General features: G+C 56.4%; 16 protein-coding genes and 1 tRNA gene. 13 read left to right on the top strand and 4 right to left on the bottom strand.

The annotated features are described in order from the left end of the window. Positions 1–72: 72 nt before the first annotated feature. Positions 73–822, bottom strand: coding sequence for an LOG family protein (locus Mal52_RS04075; RefSeq protein ID WP_145374444.1), 750 nt, complete (start codon positions 820–822; stop codon positions 73–75). Between the two features lie 176 nt (positions 823–998). On the opposite strand from Mal52_RS04075, the gene Mal52_RS04070 reads away from it, so the two are divergent. The 11 genes from Mal52_RS04070 (at position 999) to Mal52_RS04020 (ending at position 12,512) form a co-directional block, all read left to right on the top strand. Further along, positions 999–1,967, top strand: coding sequence for an AAA family ATPase (locus Mal52_RS04070; RefSeq protein WP_145374443.1), 969 nt, complete (start codon positions 999–1,001; stop codon positions 1,965–1,967). Positions 1,968–2,145: 178 nt separating this feature from the next. Further along, on the top strand, positions 2,146–4,038 hold the full coding sequence (locus Mal52_RS04065; protein ID WP_145380536.1) for a hypothetical protein: 1,893 nt from the start codon (positions 2,146–2,148) through the stop codon (positions 4,036–4,038). A 325-nt stretch (positions 4,039–4,363) separates the two neighbouring features. Next, on the top strand, positions 4,364–4,756 hold the full coding sequence (sufU, locus tag Mal52_RS04060) for a Fe-S cluster assembly sulfur transfer protein SufU (protein WP_145374442.1): 393 nt from the start codon (positions 4,364–4,366) through the stop codon (positions 4,754–4,756). Between the two features lie 41 nt (positions 4,757–4,797). Beyond that, complete coding sequence (locus Mal52_RS04055) at positions 4,798–6,051, top strand: aminotransferase class V-fold PLP-dependent enzyme (protein WP_145374441.1); 1,254 nt, start codon at positions 4,798–4,800, stop codon at positions 6,049–6,051. A gap of 481 nt (positions 6,052–6,532) precedes the next feature. Beyond that, positions 6,533–6,604 (top strand) — tRNA-Gly (locus tag Mal52_RS04050). Between the two features lie 185 nt (positions 6,605–6,789). Then, the gene (tig, locus tag Mal52_RS04045) at positions 6,790–8,277 is read left to right on the top strand and encodes a trigger factor (RefSeq protein WP_145374440.1); all 1,488 of its coding nucleotides are present in this window, start codon (positions 6,790–6,792) and stop codon (positions 8,275–8,277) included. A 202-nt stretch (positions 8,278–8,479) separates the two neighbouring features. Continuing rightward, positions 8,480–9,106, top strand: a complete 627-nt coding sequence (locus Mal52_RS04040; protein ID WP_145374439.1) for a ClpP family protease — start codon at positions 8,480–8,482, stop codon at positions 9,104–9,106. Positions 9,107–9,344: 238 nt separating this feature from the next. After that, positions 9,345–9,941, top strand: coding sequence for an ATP-dependent Clp endopeptidase proteolytic subunit ClpP (clpP, locus tag Mal52_RS04035; RefSeq protein WP_145374438.1), 597 nt, complete (start codon positions 9,345–9,347; stop codon positions 9,939–9,941). A 44-nt stretch (positions 9,942–9,985) separates the two neighbouring features. After that, positions 9,986–10,822 carry a hypothetical protein gene (locus tag Mal52_RS04030; protein WP_145374437.1) on the top strand — a complete coding sequence of 279 codons (837 nt, stop codon included), beginning with the start codon at positions 9,986–9,988 and terminating at the stop codon, positions 10,820–10,822. A 253-nt stretch (positions 10,823–11,075) separates the two neighbouring features. Next, positions 11,076–11,915, top strand: a complete 840-nt coding sequence (locus tag Mal52_RS04025) for a SirB1 family protein (RefSeq protein ID WP_145374436.1) — start codon at positions 11,076–11,078, stop codon at positions 11,913–11,915. A gap of 36 nt (positions 11,916–11,951) precedes the next feature. Then, a complete protein-coding gene (locus Mal52_RS04020) occupies positions 11,952–12,512 on the top strand; it encodes a P-loop NTPase family protein (protein WP_197534647.1) in 561 nt (186 codons plus the stop codon). A gap of 31 nt (positions 12,513–12,543) precedes the next feature. Here Mal52_RS04020 and Mal52_RS04015 read toward each other — a convergent pair whose 3' ends face one another. From Mal52_RS04015 to Mal52_RS04005, 3 genes are all read right to left on the bottom strand, one after another. Then, the gene (locus Mal52_RS04015) at positions 12,544–21,954 is read right to left on the bottom strand and encodes a VIT domain-containing protein (protein WP_197534646.1); all 9,411 of its coding nucleotides are present in this window, start codon (positions 21,952–21,954) and stop codon (positions 12,544–12,546) included. Further along, positions 21,944–22,522, bottom strand: coding sequence for an RNA polymerase sigma factor (locus Mal52_RS04010; protein WP_145374434.1), 579 nt, complete (start codon positions 22,520–22,522; stop codon positions 21,944–21,946). The genes Mal52_RS04015 and Mal52_RS04010 overlap by 11 nt, the downstream gene beginning before the upstream one ends. A gap of 96 nt (positions 22,523–22,618) precedes the next feature. Further along, positions 22,619–23,299 (bottom strand): hypothetical protein, encoded by a 681-nt coding sequence (locus Mal52_RS04005; protein WP_145374433.1) that lies wholly within the window; start codon positions 23,297–23,299, stop codon positions 22,619–22,621. Between the two features lie 200 nt (positions 23,300–23,499). On the opposite strand from Mal52_RS04005, the gene Mal52_RS04000 reads away from it, so the two are divergent. Together Mal52_RS04000 and Mal52_RS03995 are read left to right on the top strand one after the other, a co-directional pair. Beyond that, positions 23,500–24,510, top strand: a complete 1,011-nt coding sequence (locus Mal52_RS04000; protein WP_145374432.1) for a vWA domain-containing protein — start codon at positions 23,500–23,502, stop codon at positions 24,508–24,510. 73 nt (positions 24,511–24,583) lie between these two features. Continuing rightward, positions 24,584–25,579, top strand: coding sequence for a tetratricopeptide repeat protein (locus Mal52_RS03995; RefSeq protein ID WP_145374431.1), 996 nt, complete (start codon positions 24,584–24,586; stop codon positions 25,577–25,579). Positions 25,580–25,852 lie beyond the last annotated feature (273 nt).

The raw sequence follows: 25,852 nt of genomic DNA, 5'->3' as shown, positions 1-25,852 counted from the left end.
TCTTGGGTGCCGTCTCTTGATGGGTGATGGGATGTTCTCGGCATTTCGACGAATTCCAGTAGCGGAGTCGGATTAGGCCAACTCCCAACTGCGGGTTGGTTGTTTTTGAGGGGGTGTAGAGATCTGCGTTGAGGGGCAAGCTTCAAGGATTTCCATGACCTCCTCGACCGAATCGGTCAACGTGAACAGGCTGTATTCGTTTTCGTTGATCGTCCCCTCACTCACCATATCCTCGCGCAGAAACCGAAACAGCCGGTCCCAGTATTCGACTCCCACGAAAATCACGGGGAAGTCGTGAATTTTTGCCGTTTGAATCAGCGTCCCCGCCTCGAAGGCTTCGTCCATCGTGCCGAAGCCGCCCGGCATGATCACAAATGCCTGCGAATACTTGACCAGCATCACCTTGCGGACAAAGAAGTACCTAAAGGTGACCGTCTTATCGACGTAAGGATTCGGCTCTTGTTCTTCCGGGAGTACGATGTTGCAACCGATACTCTGCCCGCCCGCTTCGTGCGCTCCGCGATTGGCGGCCTCCATGATGCCCGGTCCGCCGCCGGTGATCGTCACAAAGCCCAGCTTGCTGATGCCGCGGCCGATTTCGCGGGCGAGTTCGTAATAACGATGTCCCGGTTCAAATCGGGCCGAACCAAATACGGTCACGCAGGGTCCCAGAAAGTGCAAGGCGCGAAACCCGCGGATGAATTCGCGCACGATCCGCAATACCCGAAAGAATTCATCCGTCCGCGACCGGGGTCCGGATAACAAGACCCGGTCCTCAACAACGTCTTTGGGGCTTGTCGGAATCGGTGTCTGCTTGCTCATGAAAGTACTCGTAAAATGATCCGCGGTGAGATTCCAGGCAGTTTAACCCCGAACCGATCGCCGCTTGCGTTGACGCCGCCTCTGTCCCCTGCGCCGGTGGGCTGGTATAATAACGGCCACCCCGCTTTTTTGAAAATTATTCCTCGCTTACTCCATAATATCGCCACAAAAACCGCATGATTGTATCCACTGAAATCGACGGAACGACGCTCCAACTCGGCCGTCCTGATGAGTCGGACGGACATTGGATCGGACAGGAAGAAATCCTCAAACAGCTACTGGCCTGCTGGCTAGTGGTCGATGACGCCGATTTGGCGCTCACACCCCGGTTGGTCGGCACGCCCGGTATCGGCAAGACCACGCTGGGTATGTCCGGCGCGCGGGTCCGCAAGCAGGACCTGTACATCTACCAATGCACGGCCGACACCCGCCCCGAGGACCTGCTGGTCACCCCCGTACTGGCTGAAAGCGGAAAAATCGCCTATCACGCCTCGCCGCTGGTGACCGCCATGATTCGCGGCGGCATCTGCATTCTCGACGAAGGCAACCGGATGAACGAAAAGTCGTGGGCCAGTTTGGCTCCGCTGCTGGATCATCGTCGCTACGTCGAATCGATCGTGGCAGGCATCACGATCCACGCCCACAAGGACTTCCGCTGTGCGGTGACGATGAACGACGACGAGTCGACCTTCGAAATCCCCGACTACATCCTCAGCCGCCTGCAACCGACGCTCGGACTGTCGTTTCCCAGCCGCGAAGACGAATTGGCGATCCTCAAGTACCACCTGCCGTTCGCCGAAGAAGAGATGCTCAACCTCACGGTCGAATTTCTGCAACAGGCGCACGAGCTAAAACTCGATTTCTCGACCCGCGACGGCATCAATTTACTGCGGTATGCCGTCAAGCGACTGTCGCAGGATTCCGATCATCCCCTGAGCAAAGACGCCGCCTGGCGCGAGTCGCTGGAACGCTGCCTGGGTGAAGAGGCGCTCGACCTGCAATCGTTGGCCGACCGCAAGTCGCAAACCTTGGGCGGCACCAACGTCCCCATGGGCCTGGGCGATTTCTTCTTCAACCCCGGCGACCCCCTGCACCCCGACTACCAGGACGACGATGAGTTTGATGATGACGACGACGACACATAAGTCGCCCGTCGACAGAGATGCAGCAAGCACACAACCCGACCGTCTACCGTCTACCGTCTACCGTCTACCGTCTACCGTCTACCGTCTACCGTCTACCGTCTACCGTCTACCGTCTACCGTCTACCGTCTACTGTCTACCGTCTACTGTCTACTGTCTACTGTCTACTGTCTAAGGCCTATCCCCCCCGTGCCCAGCGACTTCCTCCGCATCAGCCCCAAAATCCGCGTCCTGCCGATCATTCACGGCAGCGGAGATTGCGCCCTAGAAGTGCGACGGGTGATGTTGTCGGAACAATTTGATTGCCTCGCGGTTCCGCTTCCGCCATCATTTCAATGCGATGTCGAAGCGGCGATTGAATACCTGCCGACAGTCTCGTTGGTGATGCAGCGAGAAAGCTTGCCCGGGTATGGGACCCAGTGGACGCCCGATGCCGACGACACCGCCTCCGATCCTGACGACCCGCAAGCCAGTTATGTGCCGATCGATCCCTGCCAAGGCGTGATCGCCGGGCTGAGGATCGCCATTCAGGAGCACATGCATCGCGCGTTTATTGATCTGGAGACCGAGGAGTTCGTCGAAACAAGCACCGTGCTGCCCGATCCTTATGCGCTCAAACAGGTGCCGCTGGAGAAATTCGCCGCCGGAATTTTGCCGGCGATTCCTCGTCCACGGCAGGATCAAGTCTGCGACCGCATTGCCGCCATGGGAGCCCGACTGCGCGAATTGGAACGCCGCTTCGATTCGATCCTGCTGATTTGTTCACTCGTCGATTGGCCCTGGATCCGCGAAGCCTATACCCAGCCGCCGGAAAACCCGCCCGAAGATGATGAGGTGTTCGACACCGATAGCTATCAAGCGGACCCCAAAACGTTGGCGTTTATGCTGGGCGAATTGCCGTTCATTACCGGGTTGTATGAACGAGCCCGCGCCGAATTGGATGACGACGAAAACCTATCGATCGACGGCGTCAAAGAATTGTTGCTCGTCTCGCGCAAAAAATATCGCAAGGAATTCGGCAACCGCGCGCGCCCCCTTACGCCGCATCTGTTTGCGCAATACTTGAAATACGTGCGCAACCTCTCGCTTGTCGAACGGCGGCTCACGCCCGATTTGTACACACTGGTGATCGCCGCCCAGCAATTCGCCGGCGATCAATTCGCCATGCACGTCGCCGAGACGGCTCGCGATTATCCATACCAAGACAATCTCCCCTTTGAAACGATTCCGCTCAGCATCGGCCGCGCACGTTTACCCGACGGCGATATCGTGGGACTGAAAAGCCGCCTCCCCGGTTCTCCCGTGTCGTGGCGCACCTGTGAACTGCAGCGTCGGCCGGACAAGGCCGAACAAGAGCGTTGGGAATATCGGTGGGATCCCTACCGTCAATGTAGCTGGCCGCCCGAAGATGTGGCGATCGAAAACTTCCGCACGCACGTCAAAGATCAGGCCAACGCCATCATCGGTGCGGACTTGGCCCGCAGTGAAAAATTCAACTGCAGCATTATGGATGGCCTAGACATCCGCGAGACCCTGCGAAACTGGCACACGGGTGATTTATACGTCAAAGTCATCCCTCCCAGTCGCGGCGGCTTGGATTGCGTGGTGATGTTGTTCGATTCTCCCGCCGATCCGCGTGATTATCCCTGGCGGGTGACCTGGATGGCCGAGCATCACGACGAATCAACGCTGGCACTGTTCGCGACCGACTACCACAAGGAGATGGTCGGACCGGGTATCGGCATGGCGACGTACGGCGGGGCGATGTTCCTGTTTCCGCCGCGACCGGTCCCCGACATCTGGATGGACCCCCGTCTGGACTTCACAGAAACCTTGGAAGAACGCCTCGTGGCGGCCGCGTGTCTACACAGCAATGAGCGGCACATCGCCCTGCTGAGTTCCCTGCCGCCCGGTCCCGGGTGGCGGCGGTTGGCAAAAAAATTCCGCAAACGGCTGGTGCATGTTCCACTGGGCCGTTTCAGTCAGTCAACTGTCCAGCAATTACGACTCGTCCACGTTCTGAACGGCCAACAGGTCCGCAGCTACGCCTCGCACTTCATCCGTAAAGCTTAAAACAGCCCCGCGACTTGGCTTGGCACAGCGATGGGCCTAAAATGCAAAAAACATAGCGCCGCCGAACGTGGGGTGCGTCATGACGCACCTTATCTCTGCAGGACGGATATTAAACCCAATGCACTACGACTTAACGTAAGTCTCGTCTGATTACGGTGGGGAATCGCAATTTATGCGAAAACCCTCACCCCGGCCCTCTCCCAGAGGGAGAGGGAGACAACACCGGACAGTCATCACATAACCAAACAACCCCGTACGGTGCGTCACGACGCACCCTACTCTGGCTTCGACAATTTCTCTTAATGAAAGTAACAGGTGTCGCGACGTGAGCGACGATCTTTACCAAGAACATATTCTTGACCACTTCGAGTCCCCGTACCACAAAGGTCCGCTCGAGAATCCCACGTGCATGCACCGGGACAAAAATCCGATTTGTGGCGACGAAATCCAACTCGCCCTCAAAGTCGATGATTCGGGCAAAGTCCAAGAGGCATGGTTCGAGGGGCACGGCTGCGCGATTAGTCAGGCGGCCGCATCGATGCTGGTCGAAGAAATCGAGGGCAAAACTCTCGAGGAATTGCGGGATTTCGATGCGCAACAAATGTTGGACCTACTCAAAGTCCAGTTGACCGCCACCCGCCAAAAGTGCGGCCTGCTTGGTTTTAAGGTCCTCAAAACGATGGTCTATTCACTCGATGGCACTCCGGCGGAGAATTGATCCGCAACGCCTCACCGTCGTACAAAAAGTAAAATAGCACGATGACAAAATCCGCATTGCAACCAACGCTCGATGTCTCAGCCGTCCGCAACGACTTTCCCATTCTGGGCAAGCCGCTCGCTGAAGGGCGGCCGCTGATCTATCTCGACAACGGCGCCACCACCCAGAAACCGCAATGCGTGATCGATAAGGTCACCGAGTGCTACGAAAACTACAACGCCAACGTGCACCGCGGCGTCCACACACTCGGCGATCAAGTGACAACCGAACTCGAAAACGCCCGCGAAACCGTACAAAACCTGCTCAACACCGCCGCGGTCGAAGAGGTCATTTTTACTGCCGGAACGACCGCTGCCATCAATCTGGTTGCGCACGGCTGGGCTCGCAAATTTCTCTCCGCCGGCGATGAAATCCTCGTCAACCTGATGGAACACCACGCCAACTTGGTCCCTTGGCAACAAGCTGCGGCCGCCACCGGAGCAACGCTGCGGTACCTACCGCTGACGCCCGATGGCCGGTTGGATCTGACGCGACTGGACGAAGTTCTCACGGAAAAAACAAAGCTCGTCGCCGTCACAGGAATGTCGAATGTGCTGGGGACGATCAATCCTATCGACGAATTGGCCCGCCGCGCTCATGCTGTGGGAGCGGTGATCCTGGTCGATGGTGCGCAAAGCGTCCCCCACCAGCCGGTCGATGTGCAGGCAAGCGACATCGATTTTCTCGCCTTTTCGGGACACAAAATTTACGGCCCCACCGGAATCGGTGTTCTGTACGGCAAAGCAGCCTTGCTGAACGCCATGGACCCATTTCTGGGTGGCGGGAATATGATTCGCTATGTCTACGAAGACCGCTTTGAACCGGCGGATTTGCCGGCGAAATTCGAGGCGGGCACACTGCCAATCGCACAGGCCATCGCCTTGGGAACTGCAATCGACTATGTCACCGATTTGGGATTTGAAGCAATTGCCGCTCAGGAGCACCAATTGACGGTCCGCGCGCAGGAACGCTTGGCAGAAATCCCCGGCCTGAGAATTTTCGGCCCAGCTCCGGAGCATAAAGGGTCGATTGTCAGCTTCGCCGTTGAAGGTCTGCATTCCCACGATATGGGGGAATTGCTGGATCGCAAAGGGGTCGAAATCCGCGTCGGACACCATTGCACGATGCCGCTGCACGATTGGCTGCAGGTCTCCTCGACATCACGGGCCAGCTTTGCGTTTTATAACACGCTGGAAGAGGTCGACGCTCTGGCTGAAGCGATACTCTATGCGCGAAAAGTCTTTCGGCTGGCTTAATCACAACGAAGCTGGCTGACATCCGCATGAAATGCAGCATCGTTGATGCGTTCATGCCGCTCGCCGAAGGAATAGTAGGGTTTTGCTGGTCCACCGAGCAATTTCGGGAAATTTATCTCTTAAAAAGGAGTGATTTCCCTACTTGTTCTTTGGGGTCTAAAATGTAGGATTTGTCCAGACAGGTAATTCGCATTTGGTACCAGTGTGAAATGACCTCGATAGCGGGCCAGCACCCACCTCCGCACACCCCGAGAATCCGACCCCTTGCGGGCTGGTGATTCGAGGCTAAAGCGAAGGAACGCGGCGGTGGGTGTTGGGTGCCGCTGTTCTGGGCGCGGTTGCTTTCCGCCAAAATCGGCTAAAAAACTGTCCACTTGCGGGGTTCATTCCCTCCAGATGGAAGTTTTTCAAAATTGTGAGCGCTGGAATGGGTCCGTTGACTTGAGTCGACGGCCTAAGCTTTGTTATAACGCCGAGTACTGCGGGTGTAGCTCAGTGGTAGAGCACCACGTTGCCAACGTGGTTGTCGTGGGTTCGATCCCCATCACCCGCTTTTTTTTATTGGCACCCGGCAAAACAGCCGCACGTCGAATGCTGCTGTCATTCACTTCGTGCGGCCGACCAAAAAAACGGTTGGCGTCCCGATTTCGTGATTTGCCGCCGACATGGCGATGTCCCGGCCGGTTCTTGCTACTTTTTCACAGAGAAATGAATTGTGAGCCGATAGGCCTGCCGATTATGAGCGAAAACGAAGCGACCACCACAGACGAAACCGCTGAAGATGCAGGCGTCGCTGAAAATGACGCACCCGCAAAAATGGAGTTGAAGGTCGAGATCAAAGACATCGGCCCCTGCAAAAAACACGTCCATGTCATCGTGCCTCGCAAGGACATCGACGACGTGCACGACGCCGCTGTCAGCGAATTGGTCGGCAATGCGCAAGTCCCCGGCTTCCGCCCGGGTCGCGTTCCCCGCGATTTGATCCAAAAGCGTTTCCGCAAAGAACTTGGCGATCAGGTCCGCGAGAAATTGCTCATGGAGAGCTTGGAACAAATCTCCGAAGAGCACGAACTCGATGCCATCAACGAACCCAACTTGAATATCGAGAACATTGAGGTCCCCGAAGAAGGGGATTTCGAATACGAATTCGACGTCGAAGTTCGTCCCGAGTTCGACCTTCCCGAATACAACGGTCTCAAAATCGACAAACCGGTCCGCGAGATCACCGACGAAGACGTTGAGGCTTACCAGTTGCAATTCCTTTCGCAACATGGCGAATTGGAAACGCACAAGGGACCGGCCGAAAAAGGCCAATATGTCGAAGCCTCTTTCTCCTTCACCCACAAGGACGAAGTGCTCGGTCGGTTCAACCATCAGACAGTGCAACTCAAACCAACACTCGGGTTTCACGATGCCGAGTTGGAAGGTTTTGACGAACTGATGGAAGGTGTGTCGGCCGATGATTCCCGCGAAGCGGAAGTCACCATTTCGTCCGAAGCAGCCAATGTCGATTTGCGCGGCGAGACGGTCCAAGTCACGATTAAAGTCCACGAGGTCAAGACGTTAAATTTGCCGGAACTCGACAAAGAGTTTTTGGGATCAATCGGAGTCGATTCCGAAGAAGACCTGCAAAAACAAATTCGCGAAATGTTGGAGCGGCAAGCCAAATTCGACGAACGTCAAGCGGCCCGCACGCAAGTGCTGGAGAAAATCACCGAGTCGGCGAATTGGGAATTGCCCGAATCGCTCGTCATGCGTCAGGTGGACAACGCCTTGCGGCGTGAAATCCTGGAGATGCAGCAAGCCGGCTTTACGCAGTCGGAGATCCGCGCCCGCGAAAACGAATTGCGGCAAAACGCGGTGACGACGACGCGGCAAGCTTTGAAAGAGCATTTCGTGCTCGACCGCATTGCGGTCAAAGAAGAAATCGAAACCCAACCGGTCGATGTCGATATGGAAATCGCCATGATGGCTATGCAGCAGGGAGAAAATCCCCGCCGGTTGCGTGCCCGCCTCGAAAAATCGGGCATGATTGAAAACCTGACCGCTCAAATCCGTGAGCGCAAGGCGATTGAATTCGTGCTTTCTACCGCTGAATTCAACGAAATCCCCTCCGAAGCTGACCGTGAAAACGATATTGAAGCGGTCGACTTCGCGGTTTGCGGAGCCGGAACACCCTCGGAGGAATCGGCAACGGACGACGACGCGGAATCGGACGACGAATAAGCCGCGAAAATCCGTTTCAAAACCGGGTGGCGCTTGTATCCAAAAAGCACCGAACTTGCGTGTCGCGGACACGACTTGCCGCTTTTGAAACAATTTGTGATTCTACCGCCCACATCGCTATTGGGCGGCGGGCGGCCATCATCTAAACTGTCGACAAACGGACTTGTTTCAAAACATACCCACATCATTGAGGGGAAAAGCAATGACGACCCCTTTTTCAGTTGCAGGCTACACTTCTCAAAACGCATCGCGGGATTACACCCGGCAGCGACAAATGGGAATCGGCGACCTGCTGTTGGAGAATCGGATCGTGTTCTTAGACGGACCGATCCACGACGGTAGCGCGAATCTGCTGGTCATGAAGCTGTTGTATCTGCAGTCGGAAAACCGGCATCAAGATATTCACTTCTATATCAACTCGCCCGGCGGTTCTGTGACTGCCACCATGGCCATTTATGACACAATGCAATTTTTGGATTGTGAAATCGCAACCTACTGCGTTGGCTTGGCTGCCAGCGGCGGCGCAATCGTGCTGGCCGGCGGCACCAAAGGCAAACGGTTTGCTCTGCCGCATTCCAAGATGATGATCCATCAGCCTTACGGCGAAGTGGGAGGCCAAGTCTCGGACATCGAGATTCAGGCCAAAGACATCTTAGACACCCGCGCAGTACTCAACGAAATTCTGGCCTCGCACACCGGGCAGCCGATTGAGATTATCGAACGCGATACCGAGCGGGATCGTTATTTGACGGCTCCCCAGGCGATGGAGTACGGTTTGGTCGACGAAGTTCTCGGCCATGCGATCGAAGAAAAAGAAGAGAAAAAATGATCGTGAGTCGCTGGGTCTCATAACCAAGCACCACGATGATTCAGGCGGATGATGTCGGCTGCGGGGGACGAATTCCGCTTGCCGCCGCCAGGCGGTTTGAACTAGAGTGACACGACCCATTTGCCGGTGACTTCGACGGGACCCGCTACCCGTCGACAAACTTTGCGATCTCAAAACCAGCGTGACGTGCTGCAATCGAGCGCGTTTCACGGAAAAGCCATAAAAAGCGAGAAATATCATGTCCGTCTTGGTTCCCTATGTGATCGAAAAGAGCGGCCGCGAAGAGCGGGCGATGGATATCTACAGCCGCCTGCTTAAAGACAGAATTATCTTTCTAGGCACGCAGGTCAACGACGCCGTCGCCAACAACATCGTGGCCCAATTGCTGTTTCTGCAATTCGACGACGATCAATCCGACATTCACCTCTACATCAATTCGCCCGGTGGATCGGTGACGGCCGGCATGGCCATCTACGACACGATGCAATACATCAATTGCGACGTCGCAACGTACTGTCTGGGCCAAGCCGCCAGCATGGGCGCATTGCTGCTCACCGCCGGTGCTGCAGGAAAACGCAATGCCCTGCCCAACGCACGAATCATGATTCACCAGCCGCTCGCCGGCATGGAAGGCACCGCCACCGATCTGGAAATTCACGCCAAAGAAGTCATTCGTATGAAGAAGCGGCTCAATGAGATCCTGCTTAAGCATACTGGCCAAACGTTGGAAAAGATCGAAGAAGATACGGACCGCGACAACTTCATGCTGGCCAATGAAGCCAAGGAATACGGCTTGATCGACAACGTCCTGGAATCACTGCCAATACAGCCGTAAACTTCGCGCGTCTCAAAATATCGGGAAGGATCCCGGATTTGCTAATGAACTTGCTCAAGCGGACATGGATGCCGTTGTTGCTAGCCATTACGGTGGCTGGCTGCGCCGCTGGTGATGTCGACGTGCTGGAAAGCCAATTGCGAGATCAAGAAGACGCGATCTCACAATTACAGCACCAGCTCGCATCCGCCAAAGCCAACATGCGCGCTGCTCAGGCAGAAACCGATACGCTGCGAACTCAACTTGCCCAACAGGGCCAGCCACCGGCAGTTCTCGCGGAACAGGCCCAGGTTCTCTTTCGCGTTGAGCGGATCGAATTGCATAAATACATGACCGGCGGCTTGGACAAGGACGGTTTACCGGGAGACGACGCAATGACCGTGTTGCTCATCCCGCAGGACCAAGACGGGGAATTACTCAAAGTTCCCGGCGGAATTCACATCGACCTATTCGATATGACCCTGCCCGAAGATCAGCAAAAGATTGGCACCTACGATTTTTCACCCGCCCAGGTGCAACAAGCCTGGCATTCAGGATTTTTCGGCTCCGGAATCATGCTGGAGCTCCCCCTCCACAATCCGCCGCACTCCTCGAAAGTCACACTGCACGCCGATTTGGCCACGGCCGATGGACGCGAGTTCCATGCGACCGGACAATTCCGCGTGACTCCGCCCGACACGGCGAATATTGCAGCAGATCCGCGCCCGACGACAGAATCCTCGCCGCAAATGTTCCCCGACAAGGGTCCATTGGTTCCCGGCTACGTCGACGAAGATGACCAACAACCGGTCATTCCCAGCGGATTTGAACAGCAACAGCCACCGGCTGGGGTGCCCACATCCAACAACTGGACTGAGCAAACGCGCCCCACTTGGCGATAACTGCCTAGAACCAGTTTCAAAACCCGGTTGTGCTTGTCAGAGAACCTTTCCTGAAAGCGTCTACGTGACGCATCAGAGGGTTTTGAAACGAATTGTAGAGAAGCTGCTGTCGTTTGCCATGGCAGGCAACAACGGCACTTGCCGTATTCTCTCAGCTCCGTAAAATTGGACCGCTGGCAGGCAATTGTCGAACCCAGCGCCGCACGATAGAATTCTCGGCGGCCACAGAATTCTTGTCACCGGATGAATCTTCATGGAGTTTGATTCCGACTATCGTTGCGACACGGAATTTTCCAAGTTGCTGACACGGCGGTCCAACGTTGATCTCACTGTTGCGGCGCTAGAGTTAGCACGCGACGCCTATCCCGATTTGGATTTCGAAGAAACGCTCAGTTGGATCGATACGACGGGCAAGCAGATCTCCGGGAAAGTCGCAGCTGCGAAGTCCGATCGGGACGCGTTGAAAATTGTTGCGGATTGCATTTCCGTGCAGCACGCAATTTCCGGCGATACGGAAACCTACAGCGATCCCGACAATAGCTACCTGCATCGTGTGATCGAGCGGCAACGGGGCATTCCGATCAGTTTGTCCTTGCTGTATATGGCAGTCGCCCGTCGCGCCGGTTTGACCCTGCACGGGGTCTCCACTCCCGCGCATTTTCTCACGCGGTACGAAGCAGTGGACGGACCGATCTTTGTCGATGCGTTTTGCGGCGGCTGTGTGCTGTCCTTCGAAGAAACATTACACCGCGCCAGCCAAGCCTCCGGCCTGCCCCCGGAACAATGTGAAGTCTTGTTGGAACCGGCCTCCGCGCGAAAAACCGTTGTTCGCATGCTCAACAACCTCAAGGCGATTCATTCACAAACCCAAAACTGGCCTGCTGCGTGGATGGTGCAACATCGGCTTGTTTTGTTACAACCTGGAGCGTACGACCAACGCCGCGACCTGGGACTGATCGCCCTCCGCGCAAATCGCCCCGGCCAAGCGATCGACGTGCTGCAATGCTGCTTGAAGAACTGCCCGCCTGAAGAGACCGAACATCTGACGGCACAACTCGCAATCGCACGACAGGAAGTAACGCGCTGGAACTGATGTTTCTTGAAACCGCATTGCGCCCGAGGTTTCCACGTGCAACGAATATCGATCATCGGCTCTTGCGGTTCTGGGAAAACCACCTTTGCACGAAAATTGGCGGCGAGGCTGGACGTTCCGCACATCGAGATGGACGCACTGTTTTGGCTGCCCAACTGGCAACCCAAGCCCATCGAAGAATTCCGTAATTCGGTAACCGCCGCTGTCGCCGACGAGGCATGGGTCATTGACGGTAACTACAGCCAAGGGCGCCTGCGGGATATCTATCTGGCGCGCGCCACAACCGTCGTCTGGCTGAACTATTCGTATCCCGTAACTTTCGGCCGCTTGTTAAAACGCACGTTGCGCCGCATCTCTCGCCACGAAACACTGTACGGGAACAATTCCGAAACCGCCCGCATGGCATTTTGTTCCCGCGATTCGATTCTGTGGTGGATGACCAAGAATTATCGTCGCCGACGTCGTGAATATCGCAAGCTATTTAACGACGAACAATACGCCCATTTGCAACGCATCGAAATCCGCCGGCCGCGCGAGGCAGAGGCGCTGTTGGAACAATCCTGTTTGGTATCGACGGAGATGGAAATTGAGTGTTGAGTAACACGATTTGATCGATCTTCGACCAAAACTATTCGTTGTGCTGATCCACCTGCCGCTGCAATTCTCGCGTCTGGGCTTTCACCTTGTCAAATCGCTGGGGCCATTTCGTATTGCGAAGTTTTTCCAATGTCTTCTCCGCGGCCGGCCATTGTCGTTGATGGACCTGTGCTTTGGCCAAGCCCAACAAGCCGGTCGGTTCCAATTTGCGAATCTCGGCGGCCGCCTCCCAATGTTTGCTAGCCGCCTCCCAGTTGTTCTGCGATTGACGAATTTCCGCCAGCATCACATGCCCTTCGCTTTCACTGGGCGTCTCTTCAACGATCGACGTATAGGCCCGCTCCTGCTGGGCGGGATCGTCTGCGAGCTGTGCGCCGAGTCGGCGATAAAGGTCAATCTCACGCGGCTGCAATTCAGTCATCCGCAGTAGTTGCGCGATGATCTTCGGCTGATCCTGCAGTTTTTCATAAGACTCCAGCAGTAGCGTTTGTGCCTGCATATCGGCCGGTTGCAATTCGACTGCCAACTCCAATTGCGTCGCTGCTGCCTGCGGCTGCCCGAGTTGCAAATAGGCTTGCCCTAATGCGCGGCGAACCATCGGCCGGTCTTGGCCGGTCTTTTCCGTTTCGGCATCGAGCCTCGCGACATAGGCATCGCGGTCAGGAATTCCCCTGAGCACGCTAACCAACGAGTCGATGGCCTGCTGCCGTTCGTTCTGTCGCATTCCCCAACTAACAATCGCGCCGCAAGCCGCCTCGACCGATTTGTCTGTTTGCCCGAGTTCGGCATGCGCTGTGGAGACTTCCTGATAGTAAATCGAGAGAACCCCGTCGCCGACTCCTCGATTCGGGTGCGTCCGCTGATGCAGGGCGATGGCTTCGTTGAAATAACCGATCGCCCGTTCATTCAAATCCCCCACCAAACAACCCCGCGCGAGTGCCGCCATGGCAGCTTCGTTCCAACGGTCGCCTTCGTGGAGATAGTCGTCAGTTTCATCGACAAAGGCAACCAGATCCTCAGGCCGCTCGGCGTAGTGGTACGCTTCCATCAGCCGCTCGCGATATTCGAGATTGCCCGCATCGCGCTCGACGAGGTCGCGCAATACGGGGATCGACTCGCCATACCGCTGCCGCCCCTGCAGTGCGATCACCAGCGCATATTGGCCACCGTCATCCAACAGTCCACGATCGTTCGCTTGGAAATAAATCTGAATTGCTCGGTCGTATTGCTGCAAACCGTTGTAGAAATAGTTCGCGACATACGTAATCACGGCCGGCGAATCACGATGAGCAGCGAGAACCTCTTCGGCCACCGCCGCAAACGCAGCCGTTTGTTGCTGCCAAAACTCCCGATAACCACTGTGATAAATTGCTTGGTTGCGCGATCGCTGCGACAGCAGATCGCGACGCAATTCACGCGTGACAATGACCAATAACGGGAGCTTGATCGCGCCGAGGTTTGCGATACGCCTGCGCAGTTCATTGATACGTCCCGCAAAGTGGTTCCAACTGTCGTTGCGGCTATAACGATAGCGAGCCGGTTCCGCTTCCATGCTCGTCACCAGAAACTCAAGCGCCTTCTCCGGACCGGCAACATGATCCAACGTTTCATTAACACGGCGAATGATCCCTTCGTAATGTGATTGTTGATGTTTGAGCAAATCAGGAACGACTCCCGTCGCAAAGCCTTGGAGATCTTCCTTGATCGTAGCAATCTGCTGATCGTAGGCCGCTCGATAAACGTCACATAACAGCGAGACCAATCCATAGCGCTGCGCGTCGGCTGCAACGGACAACTGCTGCTTCAACCGTTGCTGCAAATTGCGATACAACTCCGCGCCGCTCCCCAACGACACCTCTCCGCCTTGTTGCAACGCACTCAAATAGACAGAGTTCAACCGGACTTCAAGCGTCTGGTCACCCAGGAGTTTGATCCAATGGACAACAAGTTCCTCCGCAGCAGCGAAGTGCTGTTGGCTTTCCAGATAATCCAAACACGAATAAATCGGTCCTTGGACATCCTGCAACACGAAGCCCTTGTTACCCAGTTCGTATTCATTCAGCACGACCTGCAACCAGCGAACCGCCCTATCAAGTTTGCCGTACCGTGCCGAGGCTATCGCCAAGCGGTGGCCGATGTACAACCGCGCTTCGCTACCGGGCGTTGCATGTTCGTAGAGTTCATGCAATTCACGCACTTGCTCCTGCGCTAAATCGGTTTGCGAAATCTGGCCGAGCGAATTTAAGAACTCCGCCATCAGTCGCTGCTCTCCCGCTTCCCAAGGACGATTGAAAGCTCGCTTCAGTGCCGCGATTGCAGCAGCGGCATGGGGGCCCGGTTGGTTTTGCAATTCCGCCGCTCGCCGTTCGACGAGCACCTCAAGCAGATCCAAGGCCCGCTGATCGGTTGCGGATTTTGCCTGCTTGCGAACCGTCGCTATGTTGGCCAATAGCTCATCGGCGGTCGCTTCGTCGCGAATCTCCGCCAACACCGACGACATGCCTTGCAGGAACGGATAGATCCGCTCCGGTGTCTGCCCCACAACCGCGCCCGCCAGGCTTTCCAACAAGCGGAAGTCATGGTTGAGTTGATAGAATTCCCGCACCAGCGAGAGGTGATTCTGCGGATGTGTCGCCCGGGCGAGCAAGGATCGCAATGCATAGAGAACCTGCGGATCCAGTTCCGTGGTCAGTTCATTATTGCTTTGCTGCCGGCGTTGATTCCTCAACCAATTTTGCAGTTCATGTTCTCCACTCGCGGCATAAACTTCCTGCAGCGCCCGTTCGTAATCCTCACGGCGGTCGAGCGCCATATACCACTCGGCCAGCCCCCGATAATCAGCGGGTGCCAACTCTTCGTCCTGTTCGACAGTCTCGAATAACTTCACCGCTGCTTCAATCTCGCCTCGCTCGGCCAGCAACCGGGCCAGGACAACTCGCCATTGGTTGGCAAATTCACTTTGCCCGATCCAGCCCCGCAATGCGGCCACAAGTTCGTCGGCGCGGTCCAAGGCGACTAACATCAGATATTTTTGGTGCCGCCATTTTTCTGCCGACTCTCCGCCAGCAGCAATGCCCGCATCAATGTAAGCCAGTAACCGCGCAAGTTCCGCTGCTGTTGCGGTTTTGCGGGCAGCAAGATTCATCAACGTCGCCAACGCCCGTTCCCGTAGCGCCGCTGTTCCAGCCAACCGCGTCGCTTCGGTTTCCACAGGAGGCGTTTCGCCCAGCACCTGCCAGCATTGCGCGGCGGCTTGATCCAGATTGCGATCGAGCACAACGTTGGCATACACCAATTCCGCTTGGTACCAATCCCGCAGTGGCGGTTGTTGCTTGTCCATTTCGACCGCCAAACGATCCGCGACAGCCGTGCGAGCCTGCTGCATCGCCTGTTCACGTTGGTCGCGATACTCATCACGTTTCAATTTCTCGGGATGCTCAACGTTTCGCCACTCGGCGTCGAATCGCGTTTGCGTTAAGCCATCAATCAAGTTCCGCAACCGGTGGACTTGAAGCGACAACCGTTGCGACGCGTCCTGATGCTCAGCCGTATTGGGAACGAGCGACCACAACTCGTCTTCAGACTCGGCCGACCAAGGCTGCCCTAACAGTAAATGAAACAGCGCGGACACCAGCTGATCATGATAACGGTCGCTGGACCGCGCCAATCGAGCCCGCAAAAACTCCAGTTGCGGCTGGACGGCGAAATGCTGTGAATAAATCTGCCGCAAAAGGTCTCCCAACAGACGTCGCGAATTCTCGTTCTCCTCCGCATCCCAACGCTTCCGTAATATCTCGGCAATCTTATTCCATGTTGCCTGTTCGATCACCGGGTCATTGACCGACAGCCAGTTGGTATAGTTGCGAATATCGCGAGGTTTGAGCGTTTCCAACAATCCAGGAAGTCGTTCCGCGAGTTCTGTGCGAATCACCCGGCTAGCTGCGCTGCGCTGGAACGCTGAACTGCCCATGATGTCATTAGCCAGATCCCGAAATTGTTCGCGCTGGAAACTTTGCCGCACCACGTTGACCAGCGGTTGTTCCCATTCCTCCAGCAGCCGATCCGTCCGTAAACGATAGCCGCGCCCGATCGCCAGTCGCACGGCGGCGGTTAATTGTGACATCTGTGGAGCGCTGAGCGGTTGCGACTGTTTCGCCAACGCAAACCAATCGGTCATCAACTGTTCGGCCGACTCCAGTTGGTTGTTCCAAATCAGAGCGTGGAGGTAATGGCCATACGCGTTGTGGTGGGTCGGATTCTCGGCGATCCACTCAGCTAAGTAGGCCACCAGATTCGGATACCGCGACTGCGCGCTCAGGAACCCCGCGTAAGTCTCCCACAACGAGGTAAGTTCGTATTCGTTCCACAGCGGTTGCGACGCGAGCACCTTGTCGAGCCAGTCATAAGCAGCCGCATATTGACCACGCTGCGCCAGCTTATAGGCGTATTGTGTTTGCAGGTGCATGTCCTGCGGATACGTTGCCGCCAACTTTTGATACCCCACCAAAGCTTCGCGCACCCGGCCGCTATTCTCCAGCAGATTGGCTTGTCGCTGTAACCAACGCTTGGGCCCTTGCGCAGAGTCCGGTTGGCGGTCGAACACCGGTTTGAGAACATCATGCAATTCCAACTGTTCGTTTGTCTGCAAAATGCCGGATGTCTGCCCCGCCAGAAATTCGGCCAGGAAGAGATCATCGGCAACTGGTTGCTTGGCAATTGCTGCCGCTTCCTCGAGTATGCGGCGCTGCAACTCGTGATTTCGGCGACTGATGCGGAGCACTTGATCGCGCACCCAACGCATACCCGGTTTCCCCGTCGCTGCCAGCTCCAAGCCGGGCATCACTTCCCAGACGCGATCCCACTGCTGCGTGGCCGCGTGATACAACAACATGGTCACGTAATGCTCGAACTGAGCCTCACCACCGGCAATCGCTCGACGGGCCGCATGCACCGTCGGCAGCGGCTGCGGGAACACGAGCGCTTGCTCCCGCAGCGCCAGTGCCGTCTGCATCCGCTGGTCAAAGACTTCGGGCTGTAAGGCTGTGATGGTTTGGCGAATCAATCGCGTCTGCTCGCCGTCCGCATTGCTGTATTCAATCTGCTGCGCCCACCAACGACCGCCGACTTCGACAAAATCGCCGTACGTTGTTTCGCTGGCTTCGCCATCGTTCTCATGGATGATTTTCAACAACACGTGCCGCTGCGTATCGATCGAAAACGTGATTTTGCGATCGTCGTCATCAGGATGTTGGAGCACCAGCGTGGCACGGTTTTCGCCTGCAGGTAGCAACGTGGCTGTGTAGGACGCATATCGACCGGCAATCGAATGCAGCGAATAGTCCGCCAAATCCAGCGGCGGTTGTTTGAGATCCTCCGCTGCGGAGTCGCGGACCTGTCCCAATAAAAACGCTTCAGAAAGAATTCCCCGCTGTTTTTCATCGCACCATTGAAGGAACGTCTGGCTGCCCACCTGTTCATTGCGCATCAGCCACGCCGCTGGCGAAACCAATTCCAACCGTTCCGACCGCACCGTGGTCCTCTTCCAACGCGGATCGAAAGATTCGCTCGTCCGCGTGATTTCCAACCCGGTCTTGAGCTCGGCCAATTGTTCTGTGCGAAGCAGACTGTCCGCCAATTCCACAGCAGCAGCCGGCCAATTTTCGGGCGACGGTTGTAGTTTGCTCGGCTGTGGCACTCCCGGCACCTGCGGCACTACGTCGTTTAGCACGTTCGCAACGGAGGAACTCACGATAGGGACACCGGCAAACCCGATACTACTTATACGATTGCCGTAGGCAATCCTTGATTCTAACTCATACGACAATCGCGTTCCGCCGAAAAACGGCTGATTCGCCTCCTCCAATTTGCTACGGCGTCGGGACCGTCGCCCGATCTGTTCTCCTAGCACTGGGCCGTCCCAGAGCTGCATTTGCTCTATCTCATCGACAGACTGTAGCCCCACCTCCAGATCCAGCATACGAGGATTCGTCCAACCGGCGCTCGGTAACCCCAACCCGCCGTTGATGGTGTATGAAAGCGAGCTTTCCCCACCGCCGTACTCATAGGACGATGATGGGAAGTCTCGTTTTTTGAAGTCCAAAGTCTCGCCCTGCTGTCGCAAGTCACCTAGGACTGAGAAACGGTCGGTAAAAATACCGTCGCCGTCGGAGAAGCCGAGCCCCCAATTCTTTTTGCCGACTATGCCAAACCTGGAAGTGTCTTTCCTAAAGCCGAAGAAAGAACCATATTGACCATTCCCCCTCAGTCTCCCCCCGACACCTGCCATGCCTCCCGAGCGCGGAGTCGACACCGCTGCACTTTGGCTCGTCACCGGAATCGTCCGCCCCATCGCCGAGAGTTCTTGTAGCACAGCCGCCCGCAGTTGCGTTTGCCACTCCTTGGCGGCCAGCATCTGTTTTTGCTTGAGTTCATAGTTCGCGTCTTCCAGCCCTTTGGCAAAAAACCGCTCGCCGTCGCGCATCTGAAAACGCCGCTCGACCTTGAATCGCTCACGATCCGCATCGCTTTCCAGCACCAAGAGCGACGTATACGGTGTCATGATGTGGAACTCTTCGGACATCGCAATGATCTCGTCTTGAATCGACTGCGAACCTCCCTGCGCCAACAGATGATCCAAATGGCTTCGCGCCCACAATCGCGGGATAAACGAATTGCCCGACTCCGCATCGGCCAACGTCACGCGGCTGCGATAACGAACCGTCTCGCCATTCAGCTTGCCAGTCACAATCACCTCACCCACTTGATCGCGCCCCTCGGGCAGATACCGACCAAGAATCACTTGTTGCCGCCCCGCCGGGACGTTCGGCAATTGCTCGGGATAAACAGCAGCGACCTGCAGGCCTTGGAACTGAATCTGAATATCGCGCAGCGCCGGTTGAGAAATCTCTTGTAGTAATTCCGTGGCAATCACCCGCGGCCCCTTTTCGCCACTGACCGCTCGCCATGACCCGCCGCCTAATGAGGCGATCGCTTGCAGCACCGAGGATTCATAACTGTTCCCAGTCGCCACCGCATGGAATGTCCCCTGATCGGCATACATCCGCTTCAATCGATTGGCAAACGCGATCGGATCGGCGGTCGTCGTGTTCACGATCCCGTCGCCGAGATACACCACGTGTGTCTGCGGTTGAACACGCTGCATCGCTTGGGAAAACGCTGCATCCAGATCGGTCCATCCCAACGAAACACGGCCATCCATAAACTGGCGAACCACAGCCGTGTTGTCCTCAGTGGCCGCGACCGGTTCCTTAAAGACCGCATGCGACTGTACGTCGCTGCAGATCAGATTGAACCGGTCTTGCGGTGACAGCGATGCCAAAAGCGTGGCAACGAACTCCGTTTGTTTCGCACGCTGCGAACGATCCATCGATCCGGACGTGTCCGTGATCAGCAACAGATCCAACGGGTCGCCATTAGGCAACACATCGCGCTGCCAACGGCCTTCTCCGGCGGGTGGCATCAACTGCATCAGAAAATATCCATCCTCACCCCGCCGGTGGGGAATCATCACCACGTCAGCTTGTTGATCGGCGACTTCAATCACCGCCTCAAAATCGCGCGTCGGCCGATAATCCTGTGCGGCGAATTCCACATGCCCGGAATTCCCAGCCACTTCGATCCGCGTGGGATGCGTCGGGCAGGTCACCTGGGCCAACGGCATGGCCGAATGCACTTTCAGGTCAATCGACAGTTCACGAAGCGGCGTCTGCTTGAGCATTTCGCTTTGCAGGCCGTAACTGTATCGGTACTGATGCCCCCGCAGCGGCAGCACCTGCGTATACGTGATTTTGATCCGTTTTTCGGAATACGGTAAAATCGGAAATACGCGGGCCTTAAAAATATTCCCGCCGGTCCATTCCAACAGTCCCGGATCCCGTTTTTCGCGGAGGATTGTTTCATAGATTTCCCGCGCTCGTTGTTTCTCAACAATGTCCGCTTCGACCAGTTCATCGCCGATCCACATACCAAACCCGGAGATCGAGGCGTCCGCCGGCAACGGAAAATGAAACACCCCTTCCAACTGCGCGCCGGTGTGATTCACAAAAGATTCTTCGATAGTCGTGCGGGCAATTTGGTCGCGAATTTCGATTTTGACATGATGCGCACCGATTGTTAGCGAAACGTTCCGATCGTCGACGTTGGCAATCAGCGACCCCATGACCTCGTTGGTCGTCGTCCCTTCAAACCCCGTCAGCCACAGCGGCTTGTCTGCGACCATCGCTAGTTTTTCATCCGTGATGCGGAAAAACTGTGTCTCGGCCACCGGAATCACCTGTTCCCCCGGTCCCCGCAACGTCACCGGTTTTTCCGCAGCAGCAATCTGCGCCTCCCCTTGCAGCAAACGGACGTCGCCCGGTTTGATCAATTCGATCAGCGACCCCGGACCGAGCGTAATCGTACCGCCCCCTTCCAATTTCACTTCCGCCGCATTCGGCCCACGGATGTCAGTCCGCAGCCAGTCCCCCGGCTTGATCAACATCGGCCCGCCGACCGGTGTCCAACGCCGATTCATCACCGGTTTGATCGTCACCAGCCCCTGCACGTCAGACACCTTGCCGATCCGCCCATCCTCGGTGAGCTGCGTTCCGACAACGAATTTCTCATCCTCGATCGGACGATTCAGCGCCAACACACGGATTTCTCCAGCCGGCACAAACCGGCCATCGCGTCGGACTTTGGTTTCCAACCAGCGCAGTTCGTTGGTATTAATTTCAACCAATGCTTCAATACTGACATCTGCATTCGCAGCACCGGCCTCCCCAGGTAACTGCAATTGATAGACATAACAATCCTTGCCATCCCGCCGCGTCTGCCCGCTGGGCCGCCGCTCGAATTCCGCAGCCAGCCCCTCCGCCGAATCGATCTGCAAAAGCTGCAACACATCAAAGTGCGAATCCACGCCGTCGAAATAGGTTGATTCTTCACCTGCCGCCACGTTTTCCTCTTCATCAATTCGCCACAATCGCGACCCCTGTACAATGCGATACCGCGCCGGATCCTCCTGCCACCGCATTTGCCCCGGCTGACGAATCCAGACTTCGTCCGTTTTTCCATCGCGGGTCAACTGCAGATGCAGCGTGTCCGCTGCGGCAACTTTGGCCAACACCTCACCAAACGCCAACGCCGGTTGTTCCTGCGTCAGTGGCGAGAAAAAGAACCCCACACAAATCACCAAGGCCGCGACCGCAACGACCACCCACCGTCCATTCCACACCACGGGAGCAGTCGAAGGCGGATTTGCAACCGGTGCAACTGCGGAACTGCGCTTGGCATGGCGCACGAATTCCTCGGTCGACCGCTGCCGCAGTTCGTCGAGAAACAGTCGATCCGGCGGCAGCGCACCGCCGTCGAGTGAGCGGAACATCTCCATCATGCGTTCTTCATCATGATCGGATTGGTCGGAAAAGGATTCACTTGTCATGGTTTTGACCCGTGTTCGTCACAGGAGAATCGGTCGTCAATTGATCATAAGCGTCGCGAAACGCGCGGCGAGCACGTGCCAGTTTTGATCGGACAGCCGTCGTGGTCGTCTGCTCAGAGGCAGCAATCTCCTCGACGGTTTCCTCGTCGAGATATTTTGCAGTCAATAATGAGCCATAATCATCGTTCAGTTCGGTCAAAGCCTCACGAACCAGCGCCGCCAATTCGGCACGTTGCTGTTCGTGTCGATCCTGACCGGACGGAACGCCCAATTCGCGAATCCGTTGGTGTCGCTGTTTTTTGCGAAATTGCAGCGCCACTTGATTCCGCAAAATCCCGGTCAGCCAAGCCCAGAGCGGGCCCCGCTCGGGATCAAATTGCCCCGCGGAACGCGCCGCTGCCAGAAATGTTTCCTGCACGACATCCGCCACATCGGCCGAGTTCGCCCCGACCCGCCGCGCAGCTGTCCGCCAGACCCGCTCGCAGAACGTATCGTAAAACGTCCGCCAGGCCTCCGGGTCACCGGCACGCAATCCTTGAGCAATCGCCCATTCCTGCTGCTCATTCATAAATCATGTCGATCCGGTCGCGACGGAAAGTGCATGGGAAACTGTCTCCCGTAAAATCATTCGTTCCGATCAGCCCACAACGACATCCCGCTCACGTTACTCGCGGGATTTGTGGCGCTCAATGAATTTTTGAATGTCACCCGCCGACGACACGTCAATGTGTTTGGGAATCTTCAGTCGATCCAGCGGAAGTTTGTCGCTCAGCCAAATATGGATCGTTGCCACATAGCCCGGGTCGTCTTTGGGGCGACGCGGATCCAACGGAGCACCCCAACCGCGTCGCGTCACGCTCAATTGCCAATCGAAGGGAATTGTTTTTGGTTTGCCCAGCGAACCAGTGAGCGGCACGGCCCCCGCGTGGAGGACAACCATCAGCGGGGTATCCCCCACCTTGCCGTAGACCGCTAAAAATTTCTCCAATGACTCCGCGTCCCCGCGATAGAAGAAAAAATCATTCGAATTGACCCAATAGCCGTTAACCCGGCCCTCGGATTTCGCCAACTCGAACAGCCCCGGCGGCCAATCCGTGTGCTGCTCGGCAAGCGGCCCCTCCGGATAGTTGCCCCCCAGCGCGAATGCGAGGGAGTGAATGCACAAAACCAGCGCCGCCGCAGTTCCACCCGTTAAAAAGACGCGTCGCATATCAATTACTCCTGAAAGTCGCCCATCGGCATCTTGCCGCTGAATTACCGGGTAGGACCGGCGACTTTTTGCCAAAACAAACAACCGCCCCTCCTGCCCGACACAATCCATGTGCGCTTCGACGCCAAAATGCATCGCAACGTTCCGCGAATCAGAGCCGATTTCAACCAAATAACCGCTAAACCAGCATGTCCCGCACCGCACAGGAACATATTGACCCATTCCAGCCCCTTGCCTAAACTTACAGACAGGCGAATTTTTTCGCCTCCTCTCTCCCATAGCGGCCGTATTTTAAGATAGCCCCCCTCCCAGCGGCCCAAGTCTGTGAGCCTCCTATGTCCCAAAAACGCCCCAACAATCAATTTCGCTCGCGGTGGCCTGAGTGGCTGCTCCCGGCGTTTTTTCTGCCCAGTTGGCTAATGTCGCTCGGCTTTCACATGATTGTCTTTGTCGGCGTCGCCCTGATTTTTCAAAATACCGGCGTCACCGAGGGGCTGGATGATTCTGGACGCGTGGTCGATATTTTTGTCAAAGAGGCGGCCAACCCCGAGGAACAGCCGCAGGAATCGGACAATACCCAGCAATCCAATGCCGACGATTCGCTCACCGAAGAACAAGTCGACGAAACTCCGCCGGAAGAACTGGTTGATAACCTGCTCGATACCCCCCTCCCTGTCGATAACGTTTTCGCTCCGGGACCGGCGATAGCTGATGTGGAACTGCCGCTCGCAGAACCAATCCGCCCTGCCCGCCCCGCCCCTCCGGCGGGCGGCCTGCCACCGGGCCGCGGCGAAACGCAGTTTTTCGGAACCAAAGACAAAGGGACCCGCTTTGCCTTTGTGATCGATTGCTCCGGCAGCATGCAAAGCCACAATGCGATCCACTACGCCAAGGCAGAACTCAAAAACAGCATCTCATTACTCGAGCCGACGCAGCAATTCCAAATTATATATTACAACCAAGAGGTTTACCCCTGGCATCGTCGCGGGCGGAGTGATGATATTTATTGGGCCAATGAGACCAACAAACGTCTGGCCTATAATTTCGTCGACGAACGAGGGCCGACCGGCGGCACGGATCATGTGCCGGCGTTGATGATGGCCCTCAGACTGACTCCCGAAGTCATCTATTTCCTCACTGACGCCGACCAAAGCGACCGCATCAGCAATCGCGATATGGCCCGCATCAACAAATTCAACAATGGCCGCACGCGGATTCACTGCATTGAATTCGGCGTCGGGCCACAGCTAGATGCGGAACTGGAAGCCAGTTTCCTGGCCGATTTGGCTCGCAAAAATGGCGGCTCGTATCGGTATCTCGACGTCAAAAATTTGTCCAAACGGTGATCCATTGAGCCCTGCCCTCCATATCCGCACTCAAACCGCATGCGCGTCCCGCCCACTCCGACAAGTCGGCCTGATGATCGCCACTATCTTGCTGGTAGCTGCAGCAGCGCGGGGTGAAGAGAAAGATCGTGTCGTCTTCCGCCAACCCAACGGAGCCTCCATCGGGATTTCAGGCCGCATTGTCGACTACAACGGGCAAACGATCGAAATCGAGATGGCCTCCAGCGGCAAACAACGCTCCTTCGATGTGGGAACAATCACCAAGGTCGAATACACCCGCTCGCCGAATCACGAGGCCGGGCTGGAAGCACTCCAGGCCAAGCGTTGGGACGAAGCACTCCGTTGGTTGGACCTGGCGCTCGACCAAGAGTTGCGGCGTTGGGTCCGCCGCGAAATCCTGGCCCTTGAGGTTCAATGCTTAACGCAACTGGGCAATTACGGCGCTGCCGGAGACAAGTTTTTGACGATCGTCGAAAGCGATCCCGACACATTTTACTACAAACATCTGCCTTTATTGTGGACGGCCCGCGAATTGACGCCCGACGACATCATTCGGGCGCGGCAATGGATGGAAAGCCCCCGCGCCGCTGCACGTTTGCTCGGCGCCAGTTTCCTAATCAACGACCCGCAGCAAGGGGACTCCGCCGCTCAGGTCTTGAGAAAACTCAGTTCGCACCCCGACAGCCGAATTATGGGTCTGGCCCGCGGCCAATCTTGGCGGACGAAACTTCGCCAAGGCCAAGTGACCGATAACGATTTGCGGACTTGGGCCGGCCAGATCGAAAGCATGCCCGAGGGGCTCCGCGCCGGCCCCTATTATTTACTCGGTCGCGGCTATCTGGCGACCCAACACCCCCTCCGCGCCGCCCAAGCCTTCTTGTGGGTCCCGCTGGTCTACGATCACGACACCCAATTAGCCGCCCGCGCCTGCCTGGAAGCGGCCCATGCCCTCATCGCAGCCGGCCAAACCAAACAGGGGCAAACCCTGTTACGCGAAGTCACCACCCGCTATGCCGACACCCCCTACGCCGGCGAAGCCCGCGCGGGGCTTAAGGATGTGGTGCCCTAGGGGTGATCCCTCCTCTTTTAAAACCACCATCATTGTGCTGGCGTTGAGTGCCGGACTGGTACTTGGCGATCGCGCGCTGATGGATATTTCCCATCGGGGTCGCTGCGATAGATCATTAAAGACCAGATGACACTAAACGCCATGCCGCACGTCAACATGATGAAACGGACGACAATGCGAGTTCGTCCGTGAACCCGTCGGTCAATCATGGAATGAAGCCCCATCGTGACTAGCCCGGCAGGTATGGCCGCAACTGGGCAGAACAATAGGTAA

It is taken from the genome of Symmachiella dynata (genome assembly GCF_007747995.1).
In the GTDB taxonomy this organism is placed as follows: Bacteria; Planctomycetota; Planctomycetia; order Planctomycetales; family Planctomycetaceae; genus Symmachiella; species Symmachiella dynata.
Note: the sequence above shows the minus strand (reverse complement) of the source record. Positions and strands in the feature narration are given on the sequence as shown.